The sequence below is a fragment of the Streptomyces sp. NPDC085524 genome, from assembly GCF_044541755.1.
Classification (GTDB): Bacteria; Actinomycetota; Actinomycetes; order Streptomycetales; family Streptomycetaceae; genus Streptomyces.
Window position 1 is genome coordinate 83,324 of record NZ_JBITTH010000027.1, and the last position, 26,066, is coordinate 109,389.

The 26,066-nt window shown below is 71.4% G+C and carries 26 protein-coding genes and 2 pseudogenes; 12 read left to right on the forward strand and 16 right to left on the reverse strand.

Going from position 1 to position 26,066, the window contains the following annotated elements; genetic code table 11:
- Positions 1 to 109: 109 nt before the first annotated feature.
- Complete coding sequence (locus ACIGFK_RS33080; protein ID WP_400054750.1) at positions 110 to 964, forward strand: hypothetical protein; 855 nt, start codon at positions 110 to 112, stop codon at positions 962 to 964.
- Here the strand turns inward: ACIGFK_RS33080 and ACIGFK_RS33085 are convergent, their stop codons facing one another.
- Positions 965 to 1,561, reverse strand: coding sequence for a dihydrofolate reductase family protein (locus tag ACIGFK_RS33085; RefSeq protein ID WP_386467547.1), 597 nt, complete (start codon positions 1,559 to 1,561; stop codon positions 965 to 967). It abuts the gene before it with no gap.
- Between the two features lie 238 nt (positions 1,562 to 1,799).
- On the opposite strand from ACIGFK_RS33085, the gene ACIGFK_RS33090 reads away from it, so the two are divergent.
- A complete protein-coding gene (locus ACIGFK_RS33090) occupies positions 1,800 to 2,537 on the forward strand; it encodes a MarR family transcriptional regulator (RefSeq protein ID WP_386467549.1) in 738 nt (245 codons plus the stop codon).
- A gap of 33 nt (positions 2,538 to 2,570) precedes the next feature.
- Here ACIGFK_RS33090 and ACIGFK_RS33095 read toward each other — a convergent pair whose 3' ends face one another.
- From ACIGFK_RS33095 to ACIGFK_RS33115, 5 genes and pseudogenes are all read right to left on the reverse strand, one after another.
- Positions 2,571 to 2,780: a DUF4287 domain-containing protein gene (locus tag ACIGFK_RS33095; RefSeq protein WP_376659049.1), complete on the reverse strand. Its 210-nt coding sequence runs from the start codon at positions 2,778 to 2,780 to the stop codon at positions 2,571 to 2,573.
- 73 nt (positions 2,781 to 2,853) lie between these two features.
- Positions 2,854 to 3,620 (reverse strand): annotated as a pseudogene (locus ACIGFK_RS33100) (DUF998 domain-containing protein).
- 122 nt (positions 3,621 to 3,742) lie between these two features.
- Positions 3,743 to 3,949, reverse strand: coding sequence for a hypothetical protein (locus tag ACIGFK_RS33105; protein ID WP_386467553.1), 207 nt, complete (start codon positions 3,947 to 3,949; stop codon positions 3,743 to 3,745).
- 65 nt (positions 3,950 to 4,014) lie between these two features.
- Complete coding sequence (locus ACIGFK_RS33110; protein WP_400054753.1) at positions 4,015 to 4,590, reverse strand: 1,4-alpha-glucan branching protein; 576 nt, start codon at positions 4,588 to 4,590, stop codon at positions 4,015 to 4,017.
- A gap of 44 nt (positions 4,591 to 4,634) precedes the next feature.
- Positions 4,635 to 5,249 carry a TetR/AcrR family transcriptional regulator gene (locus ACIGFK_RS33115; RefSeq protein ID WP_376659053.1) on the reverse strand — a complete coding sequence of 205 codons (615 nt, stop codon included), beginning with the start codon at positions 5,247 to 5,249 and terminating at the stop codon, positions 4,635 to 4,637.
- A gap of 114 nt (positions 5,250 to 5,363) precedes the next feature.
- On the opposite strand from ACIGFK_RS33115, the pseudogene ACIGFK_RS33120 reads away from it, so the two are divergent.
- Positions 5,364 to 6,876 (forward strand): annotated as a pseudogene (locus ACIGFK_RS33120) (amino acid permease); the annotation flags it as partial.
- Positions 6,798 to 8,372, forward strand: a complete 1,575-nt coding sequence (locus tag ACIGFK_RS33125; RefSeq protein ID WP_400054755.1) for an amidohydrolase — start codon at positions 6,798 to 6,800, stop codon at positions 8,370 to 8,372. The pseudogene ACIGFK_RS33120 and the gene ACIGFK_RS33125, both read left to right, overlap by 79 nt.
- Before the next feature lie 3 nt (positions 8,373 to 8,375).
- Here the strand turns inward: ACIGFK_RS33125 and ACIGFK_RS33130 are convergent, their stop codons facing one another.
- Positions 8,376 to 9,146, reverse strand: coding sequence for a CAP domain-containing protein (locus tag ACIGFK_RS33130; protein WP_400054757.1), 771 nt, complete (start codon positions 9,144 to 9,146; stop codon positions 8,376 to 8,378).
- 419 nt (positions 9,147 to 9,565) lie between these two features.
- Entirely contained in the window at positions 9,566 to 9,979 is a 414-nt protein-coding gene (locus ACIGFK_RS33135) for a hypothetical protein (RefSeq protein ID WP_400054759.1), read from the reverse strand.
- Between the two features lie 107 nt (positions 9,980 to 10,086).
- Between ACIGFK_RS33135 and ACIGFK_RS33140 the strand changes: the two genes are divergently transcribed.
- Positions 10,087 to 11,496 carry a DUF4241 domain-containing protein gene (locus tag ACIGFK_RS33140; protein ID WP_400054760.1) on the forward strand — a complete coding sequence of 470 codons (1,410 nt, stop codon included), beginning with the start codon at positions 10,087 to 10,089 and terminating at the stop codon, positions 11,494 to 11,496.
- Positions 11,497 to 11,559: 63 nt separating this feature from the next.
- On the opposite strand, the gene ACIGFK_RS33145 is transcribed toward ACIGFK_RS33140, so the two are convergent.
- From ACIGFK_RS33145 to ACIGFK_RS33155, 3 genes are all read right to left on the reverse strand, one after another.
- On the reverse strand, positions 11,560 to 12,111 hold the full coding sequence (locus ACIGFK_RS33145) for a DUF1062 domain-containing protein (RefSeq protein ID WP_400054762.1): 552 nt from the start codon (positions 12,109 to 12,111) through the stop codon (positions 11,560 to 11,562).
- A gap of 220 nt (positions 12,112 to 12,331) precedes the next feature.
- Positions 12,332 to 13,168 carry a helix-turn-helix domain-containing protein gene (locus tag ACIGFK_RS33150; RefSeq protein WP_400054764.1) on the reverse strand — a complete coding sequence of 279 codons (837 nt, stop codon included), beginning with the start codon at positions 13,166 to 13,168 and terminating at the stop codon, positions 12,332 to 12,334.
- A 191-nt stretch (positions 13,169 to 13,359) separates the two neighbouring features.
- A complete protein-coding gene (locus ACIGFK_RS33155; protein ID WP_400054766.1) occupies positions 13,360 to 13,836 on the reverse strand; it encodes an ATP-binding protein in 477 nt (158 codons plus the stop codon).
- Positions 13,837 to 13,945: 109 nt separating this feature from the next.
- Between ACIGFK_RS33155 and ACIGFK_RS33160 the strand changes: the two genes are divergently transcribed.
- Both ACIGFK_RS33160 and ACIGFK_RS33165 read left to right on the forward strand, forming a co-directional pair.
- Entirely contained in the window at positions 13,946 to 14,794 is an 849-nt protein-coding gene (locus ACIGFK_RS33160) for a helix-turn-helix domain-containing protein (protein ID WP_376659061.1), read from the forward strand.
- Positions 14,791 to 15,054, forward strand: a complete 264-nt coding sequence (locus tag ACIGFK_RS33165; RefSeq protein WP_400054768.1) for a DUF397 domain-containing protein — start codon at positions 14,791 to 14,793, stop codon at positions 15,052 to 15,054. Before ACIGFK_RS33160 ends, ACIGFK_RS33165 begins: the two co-directional genes overlap by 4 nt.
- Before the next feature lie 21 nt (positions 15,055 to 15,075).
- Here ACIGFK_RS33165 and ACIGFK_RS33170 read toward each other — a convergent pair whose 3' ends face one another.
- The 5 genes from ACIGFK_RS33170 to ACIGFK_RS33190 form a co-directional block, all read right to left on the reverse strand.
- The gene (locus ACIGFK_RS33170) at positions 15,076 to 15,444 is read right to left on the reverse strand and encodes a hypothetical protein (RefSeq protein ID WP_376659063.1); all 369 of its coding nucleotides are present in this window, start codon (positions 15,442 to 15,444) and stop codon (positions 15,076 to 15,078) included.
- Positions 15,445 to 15,464: 20 nt separating this feature from the next.
- Positions 15,465 to 15,623, reverse strand: coding sequence for a hypothetical protein (locus ACIGFK_RS33175; RefSeq protein ID WP_400054770.1), 159 nt, complete (start codon positions 15,621 to 15,623; stop codon positions 15,465 to 15,467).
- A gap of 19 nt (positions 15,624 to 15,642) precedes the next feature.
- Positions 15,643 to 16,533 carry a phosphatase PAP2 family protein gene (locus tag ACIGFK_RS33180; protein ID WP_400054772.1) on the reverse strand — a complete coding sequence of 297 codons (891 nt, stop codon included), beginning with the start codon at positions 16,531 to 16,533 and terminating at the stop codon, positions 15,643 to 15,645.
- Between the two features lie 74 nt (positions 16,534 to 16,607).
- Positions 16,608 to 17,648: a LacI family DNA-binding transcriptional regulator gene (locus ACIGFK_RS33185; RefSeq protein ID WP_376659066.1), complete on the reverse strand. Its 1,041-nt coding sequence runs from the start codon at positions 17,646 to 17,648 to the stop codon at positions 16,608 to 16,610.
- Positions 17,649 to 17,674: 26 nt separating this feature from the next.
- Positions 17,675 to 19,432 (reverse strand): glycoside hydrolase family 13 protein, encoded by a 1,758-nt coding sequence (locus ACIGFK_RS33190; protein ID WP_400054775.1) that lies wholly within the window; start codon positions 19,430 to 19,432, stop codon positions 17,675 to 17,677.
- A gap of 223 nt (positions 19,433 to 19,655) precedes the next feature.
- On the opposite strand from ACIGFK_RS33190, the gene ACIGFK_RS33195 reads away from it, so the two are divergent.
- The 5 genes from ACIGFK_RS33195 to ACIGFK_RS33215 are packed head-to-tail and all read left to right on the forward strand — an operon-like array spanning position 19,656 to position 25,532.
- Positions 19,656 to 20,930 (forward strand): extracellular solute-binding protein, encoded by a 1,275-nt coding sequence (locus ACIGFK_RS33195; RefSeq protein WP_376659068.1) that lies wholly within the window; start codon positions 19,656 to 19,658, stop codon positions 20,928 to 20,930.
- A gap of 9 nt (positions 20,931 to 20,939) precedes the next feature.
- Entirely contained in the window at positions 20,940 to 21,968 is a 1,029-nt protein-coding gene (locus ACIGFK_RS33200; protein ID WP_400054777.1) for a carbohydrate ABC transporter permease, read from the forward strand.
- Positions 21,965 to 22,891 carry a sugar ABC transporter permease gene (locus ACIGFK_RS33205; protein ID WP_376659070.1) on the forward strand — a complete coding sequence of 309 codons (927 nt, stop codon included), beginning with the start codon at positions 21,965 to 21,967 and terminating at the stop codon, positions 22,889 to 22,891. Before ACIGFK_RS33200 ends, ACIGFK_RS33205 begins: the two co-directional genes overlap by 4 nt.
- Before the next feature lie 47 nt (positions 22,892 to 22,938).
- Positions 22,939 to 24,534 carry a glycoside hydrolase family 13 protein gene (locus tag ACIGFK_RS33210; protein WP_376659071.1) on the forward strand — a complete coding sequence of 532 codons (1,596 nt, stop codon included), beginning with the start codon at positions 22,939 to 22,941 and terminating at the stop codon, positions 24,532 to 24,534.
- Entirely contained in the window at positions 24,522 to 25,532 is a 1,011-nt protein-coding gene (locus ACIGFK_RS33215; RefSeq protein ID WP_376659072.1) for a LacI family DNA-binding transcriptional regulator, read from the forward strand. The genes ACIGFK_RS33210 and ACIGFK_RS33215 overlap by 13 nt, the downstream gene beginning before the upstream one ends.
- The last annotated feature ends 534 nt before the right edge of the window (positions 25,533 to 26,066 follow it).

A 26,066-nucleotide genomic window follows, 5' to 3' on the forward strand; every position in this document is an offset into this window, starting at 1 on the left:
CCGGAGGGGCGGAGAGATCCGGGTGTCTCGCGGAACCTCTGCGTCAGTCTGCGTGTAGCAGGCACAATTCCTGCTGACCGCTGGACAGCCTCCGCACCACCCTCACCCCATGGAGCAGTTGGTGTCGTCGCAGGAAATCGAGATAACGATCACCGCGCAGCAGGCCCGCTTCGGCGTGATCCTCCAACACACCTTGCCGACGGGCCCGGCCCGCCTCCGCATCCCGCCCTGCCGGGACGGCGAGCTGGTCCGGGTCAGGGTCGGGAGTGAGGAGCTGCCACTGCGGATCCGGGTAGCCGGGGCACGGGCGGCAGAAGCGGCCGGGGCGCGGGCGCAGCAGCCGCCGACCGTGGCCACGCCCGTGGTGAGCGGCCCGGCGGCGTCCGGGCCGCCCGCCGTGCCTCCCGGGCAGACGCCCAAGTCCGGGGCGCGCGGGTGCCTGGTGGCACTGGGGGCGGCAGCGGCCCTGCTCGTCGGCTACGCCCTGCTGAACAGCGCCTTCGGGGGCGTGGACGGGGGCGACGGGAAGGCGGCCTCCGGTACCCGGACGCCCTCGTACTCGCCCTCGTATTCGCCCTCGTATTCGCCTTCGTACGCTCCCTCGTATGCGGCGAGTCCCGACCCCACCTACCCCGCCACCCCCACGTACCGGGAGACCGAACCGGCCGCCCCCGCCTCCCCGACCGACGCCGCCCCCAGCCCCTTCGACCGGGGAACCTGCCTCAACGGGGAACTGCCGGACTCGACGACGGCCCAGCGCGTCAGCGGCGTGGAGGAGGTCTCCTGCTCGGCGTCCGACGCGCACTACCGGGTGATCGAGAGCATCCCGATGACCTCGGACCTGAACCGCTGCAACGACAACCCGAAGACGGAGTACGCGTTCTCCTACCGCTACACCCTGAACGGCAGCGTCATCAACCAGTACGTCTACTGCCTCGTCGGGATCGGCTCGTACGCCCGGTGACTACTGCGCGGACTCCGGCCGGTACGTGCACACGTGCACGCCGGTGCCGCTGACGACGGTCGAGACGAGCTCGAACGCGCGGAGCAGACCGTCGGCCGGGTAGATCGTCTTGCCGCCGCCGAGGAGCACCGGCACGATCATCAGCCGGAGTTCGTCGACCAGCCCCTCGGCCAGCAGGGTCCGGGTGAGGGACGCGCTCCCCATGACCACCAGGTCGCGCCCGTCGGAGTCGCGGAGCTTCCTGATCTGCTCCAGCGCCTGGTCGCCGGGGACGAGCGTGGTGTTGTTCCACGTCAGCTCGTCCTCGCGGAGGGTGCTGGACACGACGTACTTGGTGACGCCGTTCATGTGGTCGGCGAACGGGTCGCCGGCCCGGTCGGGCCATGCCGCCGCCATGCCCTGCCAGGTGCGGCGGCCGAACAGCAGGGCGTCGGTCTCGGCCGACCACTCGGCCAGGGTGCCGCCCATCACCTCCGGGTCGAAGAACGGGTGGGACCAGCCGCCGTGGGCGAACCCGCCGTCCTGGTCCTCCTCCGGGTGGCCGGGAGCCTGCACGACGCCGTCCAGGCTGATGAATTCACCGATCGCCACACGCATGGATGTCTCGCTTCCTGACCTGTCGAGCTCGTTCGCGACATGGGAAAAGCTATGTTGCGTTCAGCGGTTGGGCAATCAAACTGCCGCCCAATGGGGCAGTCAATGCAGGTAGATTGGTTGGGATTGTTGCAATGGGCTTGCCGTTGAATGCAAAGCCGGAGAGACGGGCTTTGCAATGACCCTGATGTGAACGCATGCTGTCAGCCTGAAACCGGAGCGTTGCAGGAGGTGCACCCCCGTGCCCGGAGGCAGGCTTACTCAGGAGGACCGGCGGCAGATCGCCGCCGGACTGGCAGAAGACCTCTCGTACAACGAGATCGCCAAGCGGCTCGGCCGGCCGGCGTCGACGGTCACCCGCGAGGTGATGCGCAACGGCGGCCCCAACGACTACCGGGCCGACCGGGCGCAGCACGCGACCGCGCGACGGGCCCGCAGGCGCAGGCAGCTGACGGCCTCCCACGCGGTGCAGGCCGCCGCGCCGTCCGATCCGTACGGGCGCGACCCGGAGACCCTGCGCGACTTCGAGCAGCGGTTCAGGGAACTGCTCGTCGACACAGGGCTGCCGCGGATGACGGCCGGCGTGCTCGGCTGCCTCTACACCACGGACACCGGCAGCCTCACGGCCGGCGAACTGGCCGAGCGGCTGCGCGTCAGCCCGGCGTCGGTCTCCAAGGCCGTCGGCTACCTCGCGGCGCAGGGCCTGATCAGGCGCGAACGCGACGCCGGAGGCCGGCGCGACCGGTACGTCATCGACGAGGAGATCTGGTTCCACTCGCTGGAGGAGAGCTCCCGCCTGAACTCCGCACTCGCCGCCGTGGCGCGGGAGGGCGCGGGCCTCCTCGGAGCCGACACCCCGGCGGGCGGGCGGCTCGACTGCATGGGCCGGTTCCTCGGCCATGTCGGGGAGGACATGGGGAGGGCGGCGCAGCACTGGCGGCAGGTGTTCGCCGCGCGGCGGTCCACTGACCCGGTGTGAGTCCGTGGACCGCCCTTGCCCGTTCCGGTGGGCCTACTCGGCGTCGTCCTCGGCCCGGGTGTGGGCGACCAGGGCGTTGGCATGGCCGTGGCCCAGGCCGTGCTCGGACTTGAGCCAGCCGACGAGCTCCATGTGCCTGGTCAACGGGGAGGAGCGGATGAGCTCCTTCCATTCCGAGATCGGACGGCCGTACTTCTTCTCGATGGAGGGGAAGTACGCGGCGCCCTGCAGTGAGTCCGACATGTCGTCCGTGTCTTTCGTTCGGTGTGCGTGGGTGCGTGCGTGCGTATGCGTATGCGTGTGGGTGCCGGTACGGCTACCGGTGCGTCAGCCGGGCGGTCACCGCGGCGAGTCCGACGAGGCCGAGGGCCGCTCCCGCCGTGAAGGACAGTACGGAGGCGGCCGACCCGGCGAAGCCGGCGAGGACGGCCACCGGGAGCGCGCGGCAGGCGATCGCCCAGCCCCGCTGCCGCCCGGCGGCGAAGCGGCGGGCCAGGACGAGGAAGGCGGCGCACAGCGCGAGGTAGCCGATCACGCCGCCGACCATGTGGACCGCGCCGTGCGCGCTCAGCGAGGGGGTCGCGGAGTCGGGCGTGCCGACCGGGAAGCCGGCTCCGGGGTCGGCCGGGAACACCGCGCTGACCAGGAACGAGGCCCGAACACCCCGACCAGCCAGGGCGCCGCACGATGGCCGGGGCCCGCGGTGAGCGAGCGCCGCATCCCGATGGCGCCGGTGATCAGCAGGGTGCCTGCGACGAGGAAGTCGGCGATCTGGATCCAGCCCGGGTCGCCGAGGCTCAGCTGGCTGATGGCGTTGCGCGTGAAGTCGAAGCCCTCCCGCGCGAGGCCGTGGGTGATCCCCACGGCCAGGAACAACGGGCCCGCCACCGCCGCGCACGCGAGCAGCCCCCGCGCCGCGGTGCCGGTGCCGGTGGCGGCCGCGGAGGTGGCGGCCGCGGAGGCGGAGGGGCTGATCGTGTGGGTCATGGCATGCCTTCCTCGGTCGCCGCTCCCGCCCGGTGGCCGGGCGTGCGGCGCTGGAGTCTCGTCGCATGTATGACCGGACGGTCCCGCCGAACTCATCGACCCGTGGAAGTGACGTGGGTCACGTAGCAGGGGGTGTCGCCGTGAGCGGTGGTGCGGCGGCGGGCCCGAGGTGCGGCGCAGTGGAGGCCGGTCCGACCGGTAGGCCGCGGGCCGGCGTCTCAGAGGCCGTTGCCGCAGGCGGCGGTGCCGCAGCTGCTCTCCGTTCCGCAGCTGCCCGTGCTGTCGCAGGTGCTGCTGTCGGAGCTGCCCCAGTCGAGCTGGCGGGCGGCGGCGCGGTCCCTGCCGGACGCGGCGACGAAGGCCGCGACGCCCGCCGCGACGCCGACGACGGTCAACGCGACTGTCTTCTTCTGCTGCAGGGTCATGCCGACCTCCAGGGCGGGTTCGGGGTACCCAGCACCCTGCCCCGCCCCGGAGGTCCCGACACGTCCTACTCGCCGCGCAGCGCCGCGAAGACGGCCCGGGTCGGCGTGCCGTCCCGGTCCCGCCACACGGCCGTGACATGGGTGGCCGCCGGGGCCGCCGGGGCGTGCGGGTTCAGGACGCGGGTGACGGAGAGGGCCGGGCCGTCCTCGCCCGGGGCCACCAGGACCGTCAGGTCCGGGGTGTCGCTCGCGCTCTGCGCCTGGGCGACCGCCCCGCCCCGCAGCAGCGCCCGGAGTTGGGCCCGCAGGACCGGGTCCCGGGTGCCGTCGTAGATCCAGCGGGTGCCCAGCACGCCGTGCTCCGAGGTGCCTACCAGGGCCGCTTCGCCGCCGGGCAGCGGGGCGCCGCGGTAGGTCAGGGGGACGTGGTACGTGACCGGGGCGGCCGGGTCCGCCGTGTCGGTGACCACCATGAAGTCGATGCCGACCTCGCCCTCCGGGTCGTCGAGCCGGAAGCCGCCCGCCTTCGCCAACTCGGGTGCCCGGCCCGGCCGTCCCGCGTACCAGGGCTGCAACGGCAGCCAGGAGGCCAGGAGTTCCAGCTTGCCGGGGTTCATGGTGGTGCGGTGGACGACAGCCATGCGGACGGGCCTCCAGGGGAACCGGAAAGATCGTTCCCCGCACCCTACGACTCCGCGGCGCCGCCCTGCAGGGTGCGCGCGTACGAGAGGAACGCCGCCAGGCCGACTTCGAAGGCCGCGTCCGCCCGCCGCCCCGGGCCCACCGCCGCCAGGGCCCCGGCCAGCAGCGGGGTCTGCGCCGTCGGCTCCCACATGGCCTCGGGGGCCGCGAGGTCCAGCGCCGAGCCCAGGACCAGGTTCTCCAGGGCGGTCAGCAGCGGCATCACGTCCGGCTCGGCGAAGCCGGCGCCCCGCAGCAGGGCCACCGCGTGCTCGTACTGGGCGAGCACCCTCGGGGCCCGCACCGGGTTGGTCATCAGCAGCGGGATGGCCCGGGGGTAGGCGGCGAAGGCGGCCCGGTAGGAGCGTGCCCACCCCTCCAGGGCGTGATCCCAAGGGGACAGGGCCAGGGCGTCGTCGGCGATCCGGTCGCACACCAGCTCCCGTATCAGCTCGATCACCCCCGCCCGGCCGTCCACGTGGTGGTAGACCGAGCCGGTCTGCACGCCGAGCGCCCGCGCGATCTGCGGAACGCTGAACTCGCCCTGTTCCGAGACGAGTTGCAGGGCCGTCGTGGCGATCCGCTGCCGGTCGAGCAAGGGGGTGCGCGGCCGTGCCATCGGTTTTCTCCCACCGTGAGGTCGTCAGGTCTTCCCGTACTCCGGAAACGGAGGCTACATTGCCGAAAACCGAAAGCCTTTAGGTTTCTGCCTCCCCAGCAGAAGGGCCCCGCCTTGCCCGAAAGCACCTCCCCGCCCGAGCTCCGCAGCGCCGCGCTCGGCACCGCCGACATCTCCTTCTTCGTCGTCTCCGCCGCAGCCCCCCTCACCGTCATGGCCGGCGTGGCCCCCGTCGCTATCCTCCTCGGCGGCATCGGCGCCCCCGCCGGGTACCTCCTCGCCGGGATCACCCTCGCCGTCTTCGCCGTCGGCTTCACCACCATGAGCCGCCACGTCCGCAGCGGCGGCGCCTTCTACGCGTACATCACCCGCGGCCTCGGCCAGCACGCCGGCATCGGCGCCGCCCTGCTCGCGCTGATCGGCTACAACGGCATGGAGATCGGCGTCTACGGCCTCCTCGGCACGACCACCGCCGACACCGGCCGCGCCCTGTTCGGCCTCGACGTCCCCTGGCTGCCCGTGTCCCTCGCCGGGCTCGCCCTCATCTGGTACGGCGGCTTCCGCTCCATCGACTTCGGCGCGAAGCTGCTCGGGATCCTGCTCGTCGCCGAGACCGGGTACTCGTCCGGCTCCCTCGCACCTGGCGCGGTCCGCGCCGCTTGGCGCGATGCTCGCCACTCTCTGCTACCGTATGAACACCCGGCAGCGACAACCAAGTTGCCGGAGTACGGCAGGTCACCGACCTGCCCGGCGGTCGGGAGGATCGTCGCAGGACGGACGCAAGTGCTGTCACACCTGCCGGGGCAACCCAGGTGGGAATCTCCCCTCTTATGGGTGGGAGAGAACTCCAAGCCTTCATCGTCTGGACAGCATCAGACTCTTGGCGTCGTGGGGGTCCTGCGGTCGACCGCAGACCCCAGCGGCCTTCTTCACCGCGATCACCACCTACGTCGGCGCCTGGGCGGCGGACCTGATGCACGTCTTCATCGTCACCAGCGTCATCGCCTCCCTCCTCGCCTTCCACAACGCCATCAACCGCTACGCCCTCGCCCTCGCCGAGGAGGGCGTCCTGCCCGCCGCCCTCGGCCGCGTCCACCCCCGCCACCGCTCCCCGTACCGGGCGGGCATCGCGCAGACCGTCCTCGGCGCGGTGGTCGTCCTCGGTTTCGCGCTCGCCGGCGCCGACCCGTACCAGCAGCTCCTGCTCTGGGTGAACACCCCCGGCATGATCGCCCTCATGGCGCTGATGCTGCTCGCGGCCGTCGCCGTACCCGTCTACTTCCGCCGCACCGCGCACACCGAGGGGCCCTGGCGGACCGTGGTCGCGCCCGTCGCCGCCGCGGTCCTGCTCGCCGTGGCCATCTTCCTGGTCGTCTCCAAGGTGGAGCTCTTCACCGCGGCCTCCGCCACCGTCGACACCGTCCTCGTCGCCCTCGTCCCCGCCGTGTTCCTCCTCGGCCTGGCCCTCGCCCAGCGGCTGAAGACCCGCCGCCCCGAGGTCTACGCCCGCTTCGCCGAAGAACCCCCCACCACCGAAGGAGCAGAGCAGTGCCCGCTGCCGACACCGTCCTCACCGGAGCCCGCGTCCGCACCCTCGACCCCGCCCGCCCCGAAGCCGGTGCCGTAGCCGTCCTCGGCGGCGAGATCGTGGCCGTCGGCGAGGACTCCGACGTACGGGACTGGCGCGGCCCCGGCACCGAGGTGATCGACCTCGGCGGCGCCACCCTCACCCCAGGCCTCACCGACGCCCACAGCCACCCCGTCTGGGGCCTCGAGATGGCCACCGGCACCGACCTGTCCTCCGTACGGGACCTCGACCAGCTCCGCGCCGCCCTGCGCGGCGCCGAACGCAACAAGGGCTGGGTCGTCGGCCACGGCCTCGACCACAACGCCTTCGGCGGCCGCCCCGTCGACCGGGCCCTCGTCGAGGACGCCCTGGACGGCGCCCCCGCCTTCCTGCGGCTCTACGACGGCCACTCCGCGCTCGCCTCCGGCGCGGCCCTCGCCGCCGCGGGCATCACCGGGCCCCGCGCCTTCGCCCAGCGTTCCGAGATCGTCTGCGACGCCGGGGGCCGCCCCACCGGCCACCTCGTCGAGCACGCCGCGATGGAACTGGTCAGCCGCCTGGTGCCCAAGCCCTCCAGCGCGCAGCGCCGCGCCGGACTGGTCGGACTGCTCGGCGACATGGCCGCCACCGGCCTCACCGCCGCCCACGTCATGGACCTCGGCGACGGAGACGTCCCGGCACTCCTGTCGACCGTCGAGTACGAGGGCCACCTGCCGCTGCGCCTGAAACTGGCCCCCTGGTGCATGCCGGGCGCCGACGACGACGCACTCGACGAGCTGATCTCGCTCCAGCGCCTCCAGGGCCGCAACTGGCAGGTCGGCGGCGTGAAGTTCTTCATGGACGGCACCGTCGAGGGAGGCACCGCCTGGCTGGAGCACGCCGACTGCCACGGCCAGGGCACCGACGCCTTCTGGCCCGACCCCGAGGCCTACGCCCGCGCGGTACGGGTCCTGGACGCCGCCGGAGTTCGTACGGCCACCCACGCCATCGGCGACGCGGCGGTCCGGCACGTCCTGGACACCGTGGAGGGCATCGGCGCCCGGGCCCGGATGCGGCACCGGATCGAGCACATCGAGACCGTCCCCGACGACCAGCTGAACCGCTTCGCGGAGCTCGGGGTCATCGCCTCGATGCAGCCGCCGCACGCCGGGTACACCCGGGCCGACCACACAGACGAGTGGTCGAAGCGGCTGGGGGAGGAGCGGGCCGCACGGGCCTGGCGCTGCCGGGACCTGCGCGACGCGGGAGCCGTCCTCGCGCTGGGCTCGGACTGGCCGATCGCCGACTTCGACGCCCGCCAGGTGCTGGCCACCGCCCGCAGCCCGCTCGGCGCGGCCTCGGCGGGCCGGGCCCTGACCGGACTGATGGCCCTCGAGGGCATGACCTCGCACGCGGCGCTCGCGGCGGGGGAGGAGGAGGTGGCGGGCCGGATCGCGGCCGGCTTCCGGGCCGACCTGACGGCGTTCTGGCCGGACCCGGTCACCGCCGACCCGCAGGAGCTGGCGGAGACGCCGATCCGGCTCACGATGTCCGGCGGGCGCATCACCCACCGCTGAGCGTCAGCGGGCGCTTCCGAAGTCCTGGGTCCAGTAGGAGTTCGGCTGGGCCAGGCCGATGCCGATCTCCTTGAAGGAGCAGTTCAGGATGTTCGCCCGGTGGCCGGGGCTGTTCATCCAGCCCTCCATGACCTTCTCGGGGGTGCTGTAGCCGTAGGCGACGTTCTCCCCGTACGAGCTCCAGGCGTATCCGGCGCGGGTGATGCGCGCGCCCGGGTCGGATCCGTCGGAGCCGGTGTGGGACATGTTGGAGTGGGCGGCCATGTCCGCGCTGTGAGCCTGTGCCGCCTGCGTGAGCTTGGAGTTGAGGGTGAGGGCCGGGCATCCGGCGGCGGCGCGCTCCTGGTTGACGAGCGCGAGGACCTGGCCGGTGGCGCCGGAAGGAGCCGGGGCCGAGGTCTTCGGGGGCGCGGGGGCGGGTGCCGGCTGCCGGGTCACGGTGGGCGGCTTCGTCGGATCCGGCTTCGGCTTCGGGGCCGCGGGCGGGGTCGTCTGTACGACGGGCTGCGACGCGGACGCCGTGGGGCTGGGCGAGGCGGAGGCGCTCGGCGAGCTGCTCGGGAGCGGAAGGTCCACGGGCGCGGCGGAACCGGGGGTGGCCGAGGGCGTCGCGTACTGCCACGAGCCCCCGTCGTGCTGGCTCCCGGCCCGGGTCCGGCCGGAGTCCTGCATGTCCCAGCACGCATAGGCGACGGTGGGAACACCCACGATTCCCAGTACGCCGACGGCTATGACCGCTTTCCTGAAGGGCTTCTTCTTCCGATGCTTCTGCATGCCGTGACCTCACTCGTGGGGCTGGAGGAGCCGCCATTCTTAAAAGGCCGCCAACGGCCTGGCAAGTTTCCGTTCCCGCACCACCCGGAGCATGCGAATCGCGGCTTGAAACGAGCCGGTGATCGTGCATGGTCACGATCTGATCACTGCCCCAACCGCCTGATGGATTCTCAGAAATACCCGTGACCAGGCAGGTCGGGGGAGAGCCCGCCGGTACCGCAGATTCCGTTCCCGCAGGAGAGGGGAATGTCAATTCCAAACGGGACAAACGATGAAATGTCGATGGCGTGGAACCGTTCGCGGGGGCGCCGCGTCGACGTGTGCGCCGTGACGCATGTCACGCAGGGATGCGGAACCGTCAGTGCATCGCGGGCAAGGTCATCGAGCCGCTTCCACGACTCGTGAAGGGGCCGAACCGGTCAGCGCGAGGTCCCGACGCTGTAGACCCAGACGGGGAATGGGTCGCTCTCCGGCTCGCTGTCGGCCAGAAACCCCTCGACGACCGGACGGAGATCGTCGCAGGCGGCGTAATTCCCACGGAACGGCAATGCATCGGGGGCCACGGAACCAGTCGAGCACCGCAGCTGCCCGGCCTGCTCGTCGTGCCATACGTAGAAAGTGGCCACCCCGGCAAACCCCAGTTCGCGAACACGGCCCCGGATGGCGGCGGCAGTCCGCTCGAAGGCGGCCACCACCTCGGAAACGGACAGCGACTCCCTGTCGCCTTCCGCCGCGCTCAGCCACCAGGTGTTGGTGTCCAACTCCATCTGCCGGTCAGCCGGCTCGAGCACCAGGGGTTCGTCCGCCACTTCGGCGATCCACGTCAACAGCATCACAGCAGTATCGACGGCCTCGACCCGCACACCCGTTGTCGGCGGTGGCCGCTACCGTCACCCCGGAATCGATCAAGAAGGCCGGACGGGGTGTGGCAGGGGTGGACATGGAAGCCGAAGGCGTCGGCGTCGTCGATGTCGTGGAGGTGCTGTACTGCGAGGGCTGGGATCCGGAGGCGAGGGCGGCCGTCGCCCCCCTCGCGGAGGCCGAGGCCCGTCGGCGGGACGGGAACGGCGAACCGTACGCGGTCTTGCTGTCCCACCAGGGGCGGCCGAAGGCCCTGTTCCAGGTGGACTGGCGGCACGCGTACCTCGGGCTGTTCCTCTTCGACGCCCACGGGCGGCGCACCGTCGCATACGAGTACCGGCAGCTGGAGCCGGGCCGGCTGCACCTGAACCGCTTCCGGCAGTGGGGACACAGCAACGACACCGAGCCCGAGTTCCCGAAGCCCGGTGTGCGGTTCGAGCTGACGGTCCGCCCGGACGGCAGGGGCCGCCGCACTCTGGACACCGGAGCTTCGCTGCAGATGGGCACCGACGTCCCGGCCGAGCACCGCACGGTGGCCAAGTCCGAGTTCGGCGCCTGGACGGCGTACATCGACCTGCGGGCGCTGGGGCCGGGCAGTCCGTCCGTCGTGGTGTCGGAGCCGTCGAGTGCGGATGCTCCTGCGCCCGGGGACGGGGACGGAGCCGGAGCCGGGGCCCTGTGGTCGGCCCCGATGCCCTTGCGGCCGGAGGGCCTCGAGGAGCTCTTCACCCCCGGCGTCCGCCTGGCCTGTGGCGAGGACCGCACCGCGCTGATCGGGGAACCCGCCCCGGCGGGCCTGCTCCACCTGCCCACGGGTTCGCTGGCCGCGAGGGACCCGGGCGTCCGGATCTGGGGCGAGGACGACCTGGGGTTCACCGTCACGGTGCCGCCCGGCGACTACCCCGTCCTCGTCTCCACGATGCGCTGGGAGCAGGAGGACTGGGACGGCGAGACCCCGGCCGCGATGGTGCGGATCCTCGACGAGCCGACCGTCGGCTGGGAGCTCGCACTGATGGAGGGGCAGGACGGCCGTCTCCTGGGCGAGGGGCAGTTCTACGGGTTCGGCGTCGACACGGGCACGGCCTGCTTCATGGACGCCTCCGGCCGTGACGCGCTGCCGGAGCTCTACGAAGGGGCGGAGCCGGCGTTCGAGGAAGGCGTCCACTCGTGCACGGTGGCCGATCCGGCGAGCGGTACCAACCTGATCGCCTTCCCGAGCGGCTTCGGGGACGGGAGCTACCCCGTGTGGATCGGCCGCGCTGCCTCGGGAGCCGTCACCTGCTTCGTGGCCGACATGCTCGTCCTCCACGGAGCCGAGCCCCTGCCGCCGACGGTCCGGACGCCCGCCCCCTACTCCCCGCCGTTCCAGGGCCTGATCGACGACCGGCGGGAGGCCCCGTTCACGGACCCCGGCGCCACCAGCGAGTTCATCGCGGGACTGATCGGCGAACTCGTCCGCTTCCGCCGCGAACGGGACGCGGTCCGATAAGCCCGGGGACGGGGGCCTGTCCGGCGGTTCTCGCCGGACAGGCCCCCGTCCCGACGGGGGAGCTCAGCGCTTGAGCGTGAAGGTGAAGTCGCCGGAGAGCCTGCCGCTCAGCCGGACCGCCGAAACGAGCTTCCCCTCCTCGATCAGCCTCTCGACCTCGGCCCGCGGCAGGCCGAAACCGTCGGCGATCAGCCGCACCGGCCGGACGGGAATCCGCGCCGCGAAGCGGACCGACACGTCGGCCACCTCACGGTCCAGATGATCCGATCCGCCCGTGTCGAGGCGCCAGGCCCCGTCCCAGTCGAGGGCGATGCGATTGCGGCGCTGCACGACCGGATCCCGGAGCAGCTCGGCAGCCAGGCCGGGGTCGTTGGCGTGCATCCGGTCCAGCAGCTCGGGACGTACGGAGCGCACGTTCGTGCGCTCGAAGACCGTGAGCTTCGCCGTGTCCCCGCACCCCGTGCAGAGCACGAGGAGCCAGGCGTCGAGGAGCTTGTGGTTCGCGTTGACGCGGAACTTTCCGTTCGCGCGGAATCGCTCGGACGCGCCGCACGTGTGGCAGCGGCGGAGGACGAGCGGCAGGCAGGTGGGTATGACAACCCAGTTGTTGAGCACAGAAGTACACCGGTTTCAGTGAGAAATCCGCAGCAAGAAGCAGCACGGCGCACAGGTGCGACGCGCGACCAATCAGCACTTGGGGTTTCACACGGTGTACAACGGCACGTCCTTGCCCAGACGACTCGGTCCCGCAGCACGGTAGGGCGTGCAGCGGCACCGTTCCACTGGTTTTCGCGGGCTCCGATTTCGATCGGCTACCGCCGGGCCGGGACGTCCTTCAGGCGACGGCGGTCTCGGAGGCGCAGTCGGCGCAGTGGGCCGGGGTGGTGGAGCGGATGCCGCGCCCGCAGTCCTCGCACGCACGGAGCGGGAGGATCGCGCGGTCCGGCCGCACCGCGCCCCCGGCCGGGGAGTCCGGCAGGCGGGGCGGTACGAGTTCCCGCAGGCGGTGGGCGAGCAGCGCCGCCGGGGAGTGGATCGGCGTCAGCGGCAGCGAGTTCGTGAGCGCGGCAGCCACCGCGCTCGGGACGAGCCCCCGCTCCAGCCACACGGCCGCGGCGGGCGCCAGCCGCACCGTGTCCCGCTCGGACAGCACCAGCCGCGGATCGCGCAGCCGCAGCCGGGCCAGCAACTCCCGTGCTTCGAGCTCTGCCTGCGGTACGGGGGCGTCGGGGTCCGGGTCCGGGGCCGGTTCGGGCTCCGGGTCCGGAGTCGGGACCGGCTCGGACGCCCGGGCCGCCGGAACGCGCAGCGCGCGGGCAGCCTCCGCGAACCTCGCGGGCGGGTTGTTGTACGAGACCGTGCAGGTCACGACACGCCCGGATGGGAGCCGCTCCCGAAACCGCGCCAGGTAGCCGTGCTCCTCCAGCTCGCGCAGGGCGGCGGCGATGCGGACCTCGCCCTCCGGGAAGCGGGCGGCGAGGGCCTTGATGGTCACGTTGGCGCCCGGCGGCAGCGACTGGATGTGCGCGGCCAGCCCGATCGCCGTCAGGCTCAGCCGGCGGTGCTGGGCGAGATGGTTGCCGATCTTGACGTACGCGCGGTGATGGGCGTGGTTGATGTGTCGGATGCCCGACGGGACGCGCGAGGGCGCGCTAAGCTCCTGGTCAGCCATGGAAGGGTGTTGTCCTTCTCGATGGTCAGGCCCTCGGCGGGATTGCAGTCCCGCGCGGGGGCCGAACGCGTTTTAAGGTGTGTTGAGAGTCAGACTGCCCGGCGAATTGTCATATGCGCCAGCCCGGTTGGGGTGATTCACCCGACCGGGTGAGAGGGGAGGGGGAGGTGTGGAGAGGTCATTTCCCCCGGTTATTTAGTCCTTATGCGTCGTGCATGACCGGGCCTCGGCCCACCGGGTCGTGGAAACCTCGATCCGGTGAAATCGGACTCCCCAAAGCCATTTCCGCCCATACGGTTTTCAGCGGCGCGGGCCCGTGGTCGGTGCCCCAGCACATCGCCAAGGCGGACACCAAGCGCCAGCCCCCGCCCCGACTCGGCCTCGTCCTCCGGCACTTCGGCCAGTGCGGGCGGTCCGGCCTCCCGCCGGGTGTCCGACACCTCGATACGGAGCGTAGGCCCGGGCGCGAGGACCAGCGCCAGCCGGAAGTCCAGCCCGCGCACCCTCCCGTGCGTCACCGCATTCGCGGCGAGTTCGGCGACGACCTGTGCGGCGTCTTCGAACGGAAGCCGATGTTCTGCGAGTTGGGCCACCGCGAGCGCACGGGCGGCGCGTGCTCCGCGCGGGGTGGAGGGGAGCGTGGCGACGAGGCAGATTTCCTGATTCACGTGACTCAGCGTGGCCATCCGTGCGTAACCTGAACAGAGTTGAGGGTGCTGTGTACGACGGTTGTCCAAGCGGGTCCCGCGGTGTCCTCCCGGTCCATACGGAGGTGGCATGAACAATGACGGCGCCGACGAGTCGAGCTGGGAACTCGACCCGGACGACGAATCCGGGGCGGTCATCGCCACGGTGGGACGCCAGCTGAAAATGTGGCGTGAGGCGGCCGACCTCGACCGTTCCAAGTTCGGAGAACGGATGGGTTACGGTCCGAACCTGATCTACAAGATCGAGCGCGGCGCGCGGATTCCGCGTCCGGAGTTCCTGGAAAAGGCGGACGAGATCCTGGAGGCGGGTGGGAAAATCGCCGCCATGAAGGCGGATATCCAGCGGGCGCGGTATCCGAAGAAGGTCCGGGATCTGGCCAAGCTTGAGGCCGACTCGGTTGAGCTGGGGGCCTACGGGAACCACAACCTGCACGGGTTGCTGCAGACCGAGGAGTACGCGCGGGCGCTGTACGAGATGCGGAGGCCCGCCTACTCGCGGGACGAGGTGGAGCGGTACGTGGCGGCCCGAATGGCTCGCCAGGAGATCTTCCACCGGCAGCCGTCACCGGCGCTGAGTTTCGTGCTGGAGCAGGTCACACTGGAGCGGACGCTCGGCGGGCGGGACATACTCCGCAGGCAGTTGGAGCACCTGCTGGACGTGGGCAGACTGCGCAACGTCGAGATTCAGGTGATGCCGACGGACGCCGAAGACCATGCAGGCATGGGGGGCCACCTTCAGGTGCTGAAACTGCGGGACGGATCGGCGGTTGGTTACGTCGAAGCGCAGCTGCCGAGCCGCTTGATCACCAGTGTCAATGAGATCCAACTCCTCGAACTCCGGTATGGGATCATCCGTTCACAGGCTCTCAGCCCACGGCAGTCGAGAGTCTTCATCGAGAAAGTGCTGGGAGAGACATGAGCATCAAGCCCTCGGTCGGCGGCCCTTCCGCACTGGAGTGGGTGAAGAGCAGCTACAGCGCCAGTGACAGCAACGAGTGCGTCGAGGTCGCCTGGACCAAGAGCAGCTACAGCACCAACGACGGCCCCGACTGCGTGGAAGTCGCCCGGACGGCCGGGTCGGTCCTCGTCCGCGACTCCAAGCGTCCCGAGGCCGCCCGCCTGGCCCTCACCCCCGCCGCCTGGACCGGCTTCGTCGCCCACGCAGCGTTCGCGCACTGACACGACCGGGCACCGGCGAGCTCACGGCCGGGCCTGCTCGCGTACGTAGGCCTCCGTGAGGAGGTCGCAGGTGCACCAGTCGCCGCTGCACGGGTTCGCGTGCTCCGAGCCGTACGGGCCGAGTCCGGCCATGAGGTCGAGGATCTCGGCGCGCTCGGTGGAGGTGAGGGCGGGGGTGTCTGTCAGCCGCTGCCAGTCCGCCGGTACGTCGTCCAGGTCGGCCACGTGCCGGCCGCCGACGAAGAGGGTGAGGAGCGGATGCTCGGGGAAGTCGTTGAGACGCAGGACCCACCACCGTCCCTCGACCCGTGCCGCGTGGGGGAAGACTCCCGAGCCGGTGGAGTGCCAGGGGACTCCCGGCGGGAGCCGGAGCGGGGATGCGTTCGACATGCGGACCGTCCTCCCCGCGCCTACCGCCGCACCACGCGCGCGCAGGCGACGGCCAGGGCCTCGACCCGTCCGCCCGGCTCGGCGCGGGTGGCGCTGCGTACCAGGTGCAGCACGTCTTCGTGGCCAGGAGAGGGCTTCCGGTCCCGCCCGTACGTCGTCCACACGGCTGTGTGATCCATGGGCCGGATCCTCGCAGCCTCAGGCCCGGGTGCGGAAGCGGTTCAGGAGTTCCGAGGCCGGGTGCGGGCCCGCGTGCTCGGGGTGGCGGGGCAGACGGTGCGGGAGCGAGCCGTACCAGGCCCGCGAGACGAGGTAGCCGAAGGTGAGGCAGAGCATGCCGCCCACCGCGTCGAGCCAGAAGTGGTTGGCGGTGGCCACGATGACGACGAGCGTCGCCGCCGGGTAGAGCAGGCCCAGGATCCGGGCCCAGGGGGCCGAGGCGACCGCGAAGATCGTCAGCCCGCACCAGAGCGACCACCCTATGTGCATCGAGGGCATGGCGGCGTACTGGTTCGACATCTGCTTGAGGTTGCCGGAGGCCATCGAGCCCCAGGTGTGGTGGACCACGACCGTGTCGACGAAGTCCTGCCCGCTCATCAGCCGCGGCGGCGCGAGCGGGAAGAAGTAGTAGCCGAGCAGCGCCACGCCCGTGGTGGCGAAGAGGATCAGGCGCGTGGCCGCGTAACGCCCCGGATGGAAGCGGTAGATCCACACCAGTACGCCGATGGTCACGATGAAGTGGAGCGTGGCGTAGTAGTAGTTCATGCCGACGATCAGCCACGTCACCGAATCGACGGCGTGGTTGACGGACTTCTCCACGGCGATGCCGAGATCGTGCTCGACGCGCCAGATCCAGTCGGCGTTCGCGAGGGCGGCCGCCTTCTGCTCGGGCACCGCGTTGCGGATCAGCGAGTACGTCCAGTAGCTGACCGCGATGAGCAGGACCTCGAACCAGATCCGCGGCCGGCGCGGTGACCGCAGCCGGGTGAGCAGGGCGCGGTCGGACCCCGGGCGGGTCTCACTCTCGGTCACGTTGGGTGACGAGACATCCGTCCGGGTTTCCAGTGTCTTCACGCTCGCTTCACCCATGGGATAGGAGTCTGCCAGATGCGCTCTCGCCTCCGATCATCCCTCGGGACGGTCTTGGCCGCAGCCTCTCCGCCCTAGGGACGACCCCGCCCCCGGGCCTGTCCCGGACCGGAGGCCGTGGAGCCGCGCACCACAAGCTCCGGGAGGAAGACGAATTCGCTGTGCGGGGCCGGCGTACCGCCGATCTCCTCCAGCAGCGTCCGGACCGCGGCCTGCCCCATGGCCTGCACGGGCTGCCGGATGGTGGTCAGCGGCGGGTCGGTGAACGCTATGAGGGGGGAGTCGTCGAAGCCGACCACCGACACGTCCTGCGGGACCCGCAGGCCCTGTTGCCGGGCGGCCCGGATCGCGCCGAGCGCCATCATGTCGCTCGCGCACACGACCGCCGTGCAGCCCCGCGAGATCAGCGCGGAGGCGGCGGCCTGGCCGCCCTCCAGGGTGTAGAGGGAGTGCTGGATCAGCTCCTCCACCTCGGCCTCGTCGAGCCCGAGCCGCTCCTTCATCCCGAGCCGGAAGCCCTCGATCTTGCGGAGCACCGGCACGAACCGCTTCGGTCCCACCGCCAGCCCGATCCGGGTGTGGCCGAGCGCGGTCAGGTGGGTGACGGCGAGCTGCATCGCGGCCCGGTCGTCGGGGGAGACGAAGGGCGCCTGCACCTTGTCGGAGAAGCCGTTGATGAGGACGTACGGGACGCCCTGCCCGCGGAGTTGGTCGTAGCGGCCCATGTCGGCAGTGGTGTCGGCGTGCAGACCGGAGACGAAGATGATCCCGGAGACCCCGCGGTCGACCAGCATCTCGGTCAGCTCGTCCTCGGTGGATCCGCCGGGCGTCTGCGTGGCCAGGACCGGGGTGTACCCCTGCCGGGTCAGGGCCTGGCCGATGACCTGGGCGAGCGCCGGGAAGATGGGGTTGTCCAGTTCGGGGGTTATCAGCCCGACGAGCCCCGCGCTGCGCTGGCGCAGCTTCACGGGCCGCTCGTAGCCGAGCACGTCGAGCGCGGCCAGCACGGACTCACGGGTGCCCGCGGCCACACCGGGCTTGCCGTTGAGCACGCGGCTGACTGTGGCTTCGCTGACCCCCGCCTGGGCTGCGATGTCGGCTAGCCGTGCGGTCACGGGATTGGACTGTACCGGCTCCCACCTCACAAAGCCCACCACGTGCACGAATCCAGGGGAAGACGGACCGTGCGGCCGTCCGTCTCGACCGGGGCGCTGGACAGTACGGGCCGTCCGGGCGCCGGCAGTTCCACGGGCTCCGGGCGGGTGTTGAGGGTGCACGCGAAGCCGGGCCGGGTGAAGAGGAGCACGCCCTCCGGCGCGGGCAGCCAGGTCAGCGGGCCGGCCTCCGGTGCGCCGAGGCCCGGCAGGGCGCGGCGCAGTTCCAGGGCCGCGCGGTAGAGCTCCAGGGTGGAGTGCGGGTCGCCGGTCTGGGCGGCCACGCCCAGGCCGCCCCAGCCGGCGGGCTGCGGCAGCCATGCGCCGCCGGGCCCGAACCCGTACGGAGGTTCCGTACCGGCCCACGGCAGCGGCACCCGGCAGCCGTCGCGCAGCCCGTCCTGTCCGGCGGCTTCCGCCTCCGGCGAGGTCCCCGAGCGTCGCCCGGGTGCCCGCGGGGTGCCGTCGGGCTCCGGGCGGAGCCCGGTTCCGGCGTGGGCCCCGCCCTCCGGGCCCGACCCCGGTTCCTGCCGACGGCGCCCGCGGCGGAAGGCCGGGTCCCGGCGGGCCTCGTCCGGGAGGTCCGTGACCTCGGGCAGGCCGAGCTCCTCGCCCTGGTAGACGTACGCCGATCCGGGCAGGGCCAGCATCAGCAGGGCGGCGGCCCGGGCCCGGTCGAGGCTGCCGTAGCGGGTGCGGTGGCGTACGACGTCGTGGTTGGACAGCACCCAGGTGGTCGGGGCGCCGACCGAGGAGGTGGCGGCCAGGGACTCGTCGATGACGGTGCGCATCGCGGCCGGGTCCCACGGGCAGTTCAGGAAGCGGAAGTTGAAGGCCTGGTGCAGCTCGTCGGGGCGGACGTAGAGGGCGAGCCGCTCGGAGGTGGGGGCCCAGGCCTCGGCGACCCCGATGCGCCCGCCCCCGTAGGAGTCGAGGAGGCGGCGCCAGGAGCGGTGGATCTCGTGGACCCCGTCCTGGTCGAAGAAGGGGAGCGGCTCGGTGCCGATGAGGGTGGCCTGGGCGCCGCGGCCGATGTCGGGCATGCCCGGGGCCTTGACCATGCCGTGGGCGACGTCGACGCGGAAGCCGTCGATGCCGAGGTCGAGCCAGAACCGCAGGACGGAGTCGAACTCCTCCGCGACCTCGGGGTGCTCCCAGTTCAGGTCGGGCTGCTCGGGGGCGAAGAGGTGCAGGTACCACTCGCCGTCCGGCAGCCGGGTCCAGGCGGGGCCGCCGAAGACGGACTCCCAGTCGTTGGGCGGGAGCTCGCCGGAGGCTCCCCGGCCCGGGCGGAAGTGGTAGCGGGCGCGGGCACCGTCCCCCGGCCCGGCGCGCAGGGCCTCCCGGAACCAGGGGTGCTCGGCGGAGGTGTGGTTCGGGACCACGTCCACGATCACCCGCAGCCCGAGCGCGTGCGCGGCCGCGATGAGCGCGTCGGCGTCGGAGAGGTCCCCGAAGAGCGGGTCGACGGCCCGGTAGTCGGCGACGTCGTAGCCGCCGTCCGCCTGCGGGGAGACGTAGAAGGGGGTCAGCCACACCGCGTCGACCCCGAGGCGGGCCAGGTGCGGGAGGCGCTCGCGGACCCCGCGCAGGTCCCCGATGCCGTCCCCGTCGCTGTCGGCGAAGGAGCGTACGTAGACCTGGTAGATGACGGCATCGCGCCACCAGCCGCCGTCGGCGGCCGTATCCGCGGTCGCCTTGCTGGAAGCACTTGCAAGCCGGGAGGCGGTCAGCTCATGGGTCATATCGGGGTCAACGCGAGTACACGCCCCGTGGTTGCGGGCCCGGAGGCTCGAAGGTGACTCGAACTAACAGCAAGCAGAGGCAACCGTACGGACACACGGATGTAACGATCAGCTCGTCTTGCAGAAAATTGCCGCAAGCTCTTTCGGACGGCTTTCAGGCTTGTTACGTTCCCTGCAACTCGGGACCGCACGGGCGCGGCCGGGATCCATCGAAGGAGTTCATATGCGGCGTGGCATAGCGGCCACCGCGCTGGTCGCGACCCTGGCGCTCGCGGCTACGGCTTGCGGCGGCGACACCAAGGGCGACGGTGGCGAGACCAAGGCCGGCGGAGAGCTGTCCGGCACGGTCACCTGGTGGGACACCTCGAACGAGGCCGAGAAGGCCAGCTTCCAGAAGATCGCCGAGGCGTTCACCGCGAAGCACCCGAAGGTCACCGTCAAGTACGTCAACGTCCCCTACGGCGACGCGCAGAACAAGATCAAGAACGCCTTCAGCAGCGGTTCCGACGCCCCCGACGTGATCCGCGCCGACGTCGGCTGGGTCGCCGACTTCGCCTCCCTCAGCTACCTCGACGAGGTCCCGGCCGACACCGCCAAGAAGGTCGACGCCGAGTTCCTGAAGCAGGCCGCGGCCAGCGGCAAGTTCGAGGGCAAGACCTACGCCGTGCCGCAGGTCATCGACACCCTCGGCCTCTTCTACAACAAGAAGATGCTCGCCGACGCCGGCGTCCAGCCCCCCACCACCCTGGAGGAGCTGAAGACCGCCGCCGCCGCGATCAAGGGCAAGACCGGCAAGGCCGGCCTCTACCTGCGCGGCGACGACTCCTACTGGTTCCTCCCGCTGATCTACGGCGAGGGCGGCGACCTCGTCGACGCCAAGAACAAGACCGTCACGGTCGACAACGCGGCGGGCGTCAAGGCCTTCAAGACCGCCCGCGACCTCGTCACCTCGGGAGCGGCGCTCACCAACGCCACCGACGGCTGGACGAACATGCAGACCGCCTTCAAGACCGGGGAGGTGGCGATGATGATCAACGGTCCGTGGGCCGTCGCCGACACCTACGCCGGCGACCAGTTCAAGGACAAGGCCAACCTCGGCATCGCCGCCGTCCCGGCCGGCTCCGTCAAGGCCGGCGCCCCGCAGGGCGGCCACGACCTCGCCGTCTACGCCGGTTCCAAGAACCGCGAGGCCGCGCACGCCTTCGTCGAGTACATGACCTCGCAGGACGTGCAGGTGCAGTCCGCCAAGGAGCTCAGCCTGCTCCCCACCCGCACCGCCGCCTACGACCAGCCGGACGTGAAGGCCAGCGAGATGGTCGCCTTCTTCAAGCCGGCCGTGGACAAGGCCGTCGAGCGCGCCTGGATCCCGGAGAACGGCTCCCTCTTCGAGCCGCTGAAGGTCGAATACACCAAGGCGATCACCGGGGCGTCCAGCCCGGAGGACGCGGCCAAGGCGGCCGGCGTCGAGTTCCGCAAGATCCTCAAGGGTTGGAAGTAGTAGATACAGATGGCTGCTCACACCAGCCAGTCGGTGGCGAAGGCCGCGGGCGACGAGATCGGGAACACCGACGTCGCCCGCGGCCGGAGCCGCAGGACTGACAGCAGGAACACAGGTGGTCTGGGGCGCGCCCTCGCCACCCACTGGTACGCCTGGGCCATGGTCGCCCCGGTGGTGCTCGTCCTCGGCGTGATCATCGGCTGGCCGCTGGTCAATGGCATCTACCTGTCGCTGACCAACGCCAACGAGCGCAACGTCTCCCGCACCATCGGCGTCCGCCACATCGAGGCCTCGTACGAGTTCGTCGGCCTCGACAACTACACGGCCGTCCTCAGCGACCCGGTGTTCCTGCAGCGGCTGGTGTGGACCGTGCTGTGGACCGTCGGCTGCGTGTCGATCACCTTCGCGCTCGGCCTGGTGCTGGCCAACATGCTCAACCGGGAGTTCCGCGGCCGCGCCGCCTACCGGATGGCGCTGATTCTGCCCTGGGCCGTCCCCGGCTTCGTCTCCGTCTTCGCCTGGCGGTTCCTCTTCAACCGCGACAACGGCATCCTCAACAAGGTCCTCGACGGCGGCGGCATCGCCGCGATCCCGTGGCTCGACGACCCGACCTGGGCCAAGTTCTCGGTCATCGCCGTCAACGTCTGGCTCGGCGTCCCCTTCATGATGGTCGCCCTCCTCGGCGGACTGCAGTCCATCCCCGGCGAACTCTACGAAGCCGCCGAGATGGACGGGGCCTCCGCCTGGCAGCGGTTCCGGCACATCACCCTGCCCGGGCTGCGCGCGGTGAGCATGACGGTGATCCTGCTCTCCACCATCTGGACCTTCAACATGTTCCCGGTGATCTTCCTGCTCACCCGGGGCGGACCGGGCGACTCCACCGAGATCCTGGTGACCCAGGCCTTCCGCGAGGCCTTCATCACGAGCCCCCGCGACTTCGCCGTCTCCGCGACCTGGGGCGTGCTGATCCTCCTGCTGCTCATGATCTTCGCGCTGGTCTACCGGCGCTCGCTGCGCAAGCAGGGAGAGGTGTGGTGACCGTGACCACGAAGTCCACCGCCGGGACCGCGGCCCCGGCCGCCCAGACGTCTTCGGCTGCGAAGCCCGGCCCGACGAACCCCGCCACCGCCCGGGGCCGGGGCCGCCGGTCCCCCCTCGCCTCCGTCGGCCTGCACGCGACCCTCGTCGTCGCCTCCGTCATCGCCGTCTTCCCGGTGCTGTGGATCCTGCTGACCTCCCTCAAGCCCGCCAAGCACGCGATCAGCACGGACTTCGTCAAGGAACCCACGCTCGCCAACTACCGGTACCTGCTGGAGTCGAGCCACTTCCTGAGCTGGTTCGGCAACTCGGTCCTCGTCGCCGGCGTCACCACCGTCCTCGGCGTGTTCATCGCCGCCACCACCGGATACGCGGTCAGCCGCTTCAAGTTCCCCGGCATGAAGCCCCTGATGTGGACCCTGCTCATCACGCAGATGTTCCCGATGGCGATCCTCATCGTCCCGCTCTACAACCTGATGGGCGACCTCGGGCTGCTCAACCAGCCCCTCGGGCTGATCATCACCTACCTCACCATCGCCGTGCCGTTCTGCGCCTGGATGATGAAGGGCTTCTTCGACACCATCCCGGTCGAGATCGACGAATCCGGCCGCGTCGACGGACTCAACCCCTTCGGCACCTTCTGGCGGCTCATCCTGCCGCTCGCCAAGCCCGGCCTCGCCGTCACCGGCTTCTACGCCTTCATCACCGCCTGGGGCGAAGTCGCCTACGCCTCCGCCTTCATGGTCGGCGACGAAAACCTCACCCTGGCCGGCGGACTGCAGACCTTCGTCACGCAGTACACCTCCAACTGGGGCGCCATGAGCGCGGCCTCCGTACTCATCGCGATCCCCGCAGCGATCTTCTTCGTCTTCGCCCAGCGTCACCTCGTCGCCGGGATGACGGCAGGCGCCACCAAGGGCTGACCACCCTGCCTGCCCCGTCGTACCGGCCCGATCTCTTCAAGGACACCATGACCCAGCACCTCGCCGACGCGCTCCCCACCTCCACCGGCACCCAGCCCGGCTGGTGGAGAGAAGCGGTGATCTACCAGGTCTATCCGCGCAGCTTCGCCGACTCCAACGGGGACGGCATGGGGGACCTCGAAGGCATCCGCAGCCGACTGCCCTACCTCAAGGACCTGGGCGTCGACGCCGTCTGGCTCAGCCCCTTCTACGCCTCCCCGCAGGCCGACGCCGGCTACGACGTCGCCGACTACCGGGCCATCGACCCCATGTTCGGCACCCTGCACGACGCCGACGCCGTGATCCGCGAAGCCCACGCACTGGGCCTGCGCATCATCGTCGACCTCGTCCCCAACCACTGCTCCGACCAGCACGAATGGTTCAAGCAGGCCCTGCGCGAAGGACCCGGGACGCCGCTGCGCGAGCGCTTCCACTTCCGCCCGGGCCGCGGGGCGGACGGCAGCGAACCCCCGAACGACTGGGAGTCCATCTTCGGCGGCCCGGCCTGGACGCGGGCCGCCGACGGCGAGTGGTACCTGCACCTCTTCGCCCCCGAACAGCCCGACTTCAACTGGGAACACCCCGCCGTCCAGGACGAGTTCCGCTCCATCCTGCGCTTCTGGCTGGACCTCGGCGCCGACGGCTTCCGCATCGACGTCGCCCACGGCCTGGTCAAGGCCCCCGGCCTGCCCGACCTCGGCCGCGGCGAGCAGCTCAAGCTCCTCGGCAACCAGGTGCTGCCCTTCTTCGACCAGGACGGCGTCCACGAGATCTACCGCTCCTGGCGCCTCGTCCTCGACGAGTACGCCGGCGACCGCATCGGCGTCGCCGAGGCCTGGACGCCCAGCGCGGACCGCACCGCCATGTACCTGCGCCCCGACGAGCTCCACCAGGCCTTCAACTTCCACTACCTGAACACCGGCTGGGACGCCGAGGCGCTGCGCGCCACCATCGACGAGTCCCTCGACGCGATGCGCCCGGTCGGCGCCCCGACCACCTGGGTGCTCTCCAACCACGACGTCGTACGCCACCGCACCCGCTTCGGCAGCCTCGACCGCGCCCGCGCAGCCGCCCTGCTGATGCTGGCCCTGCCCGGATCGGCGTACGTCTACCAGGGCGAGGAACTCGGCCTGCCCGAGGTCACGGACCTCCCGGACGAGGTGCGCCAGGACCCCTCCTTCTTCAAGGCCAACGGCCAGGACGGGCTCCGCGACGGCTGCCGCGTACCGATCCCGTGGTCGGGCGACCAGGCCCCGTACGGCTTCGGCACCGGCGGCAGCTGGCTGCCCCAGCCCGCCGAATGGGCAGGACTGAGCGTGGCCGCCCAGACCGGCGACCCGGACTCCACCCTGGAGCTGTACCGCGCCGCCCTGCGCCTGCGGCGCGAGCACCCGGAACTGGGCGCGGGCGAGGGCGTGGAGTGGCTGGAGGCCCCGCAGGGGGTGCTGGCCTTCCGCCGCGGCGGCTTCGTGTGCACGGCCAACACCACGGACGCGGCCGTCCGCATGCCGGCGGCGCCCGGTGCCCGGGTGCTGCTGGCCAGCACCGACGTGGCGGACGCGGACGTGCTGCCCGCCGACAGCACGGTGTGGTGGCAGGTGTGACGTCCCCGCTGCGGCTGACGGACATCGCCTCGCAGGCCCAGGTCAGCGAGGCGACCGTCAGCCGCGTGCTCAACGGCAAAGCGGGCGTCGCGGCCGGCACCCGCCACAAGGTGCTGGCCGCGCTCGACCTGCTGGGCTACGAGCGTCCCGTACGGCTCAAACGGCGCAGCAACGGGCTGGTCGGGCTGCTGATCCCGGAGCTCACCAACCCGATCTTCCCGGCGTTCGCGCAGGTCATCGAGCAGGCGCTGGCCGGGCACGGCTACACGCCGGTGCTGTGCACGCAGACACCGGGCGGGGCGACCGAGGACGAGCTGGTCGAACAGCTGGAGGAGCGCGGGGTCACGGGCATCGTGTTCCTGTCGGGCCTCCACGCGGACTCCGCCGCGGACCCGTCCCGCTACCAGCGGCTCGCGGCCCGCGGCGTCCCCTTCGTCCTGATCAACGGCTTCAACGAAGCCGTCAACGCCCCCTTCATCTCCCCGGACGACCGGGCGGCGGCCGAGATGGCCGTACGGCACCTGGAAGACCTGGGCCACCGGCGGATCGGCCTCGCGATAGGGCCCACCCGGTACGTGCCGTCGGCGCGCAAGGAGCAGGGCTTCCTGGCCGCTGTTCCCGGTGCCGCCGCCGAAGGCCTCGTCCAGCGCACGCTGTTCACGGTCGAGGGCGGCCACGCCGCGGGCATGGCCCTGCTCGAACGGGGCTGCACCGGCATCGTCTGCGGCAGCGACCCGATGGCCCTCGGCGTCATCCGCGCGGCCCGCGCGCGGGGGCTGCGGGTGCCGGAGGACGTATCGGTGGTCGGCTTCGACGACTCCCCGCTGATCGCCTTCACGGACCCCCCGCTCACCACGGTCCGCCAGCCCGTCCGCGCCATGGCGACGGCCGCGGTGGGCGCCCTCCTGGAAGCGGTGTCGGGCACCCCGGTCCAGCGCACGGAGTACGTCTTCCAGCCGGAACTGGTGGTACGGGGGTCCACGGGGCAGGCGCCTTAGGGGGAGGGGGGTACGGGTTCCCGCGCGAGCGGGACTTCACCCCCCCTTGAGCCCCCTCCCGGAGCCGCGTTTGCCCACCCGCCCCCGGGTGCGGGTGGGGGGACGCCGGCGCCTGCACGGGAGGGGGTTTTGCCTGTTCGGGCCCCGCTCGGGGGAGTTCTCGCGAGCCGCCTCCCCGGGTGGGCGGGGCCGCGGGAAGGCGGGACTTGCACCGGGCGGAATCAGAGAGGCCTTGGGGGGTTCCCGGCTGTCCCATCGTCCTTCCGGTTCGGGCCGGTCCCTCAAGAGCGCTCCTTCGTCGCGTCGCTTCGCGATCGCCTTCGGCGACCCTTGACCGACCGTCTCGCCCCGGAAAGACAAAGGACAGCCGGGAACCCCCCAAAAGGACGGGCCGGTCCGAGGACAAAACACGGCTGTGTCGACGATGCCCGACCCCGCTCCGGTGCGGCGCGCCCGGCCCCGGCCCCTCCAGAGCTCGGCCCGAGCCGGGCAGGCGGCCACCCTCCGCCAAACCTCGGCCACAAGGCCCTCGGG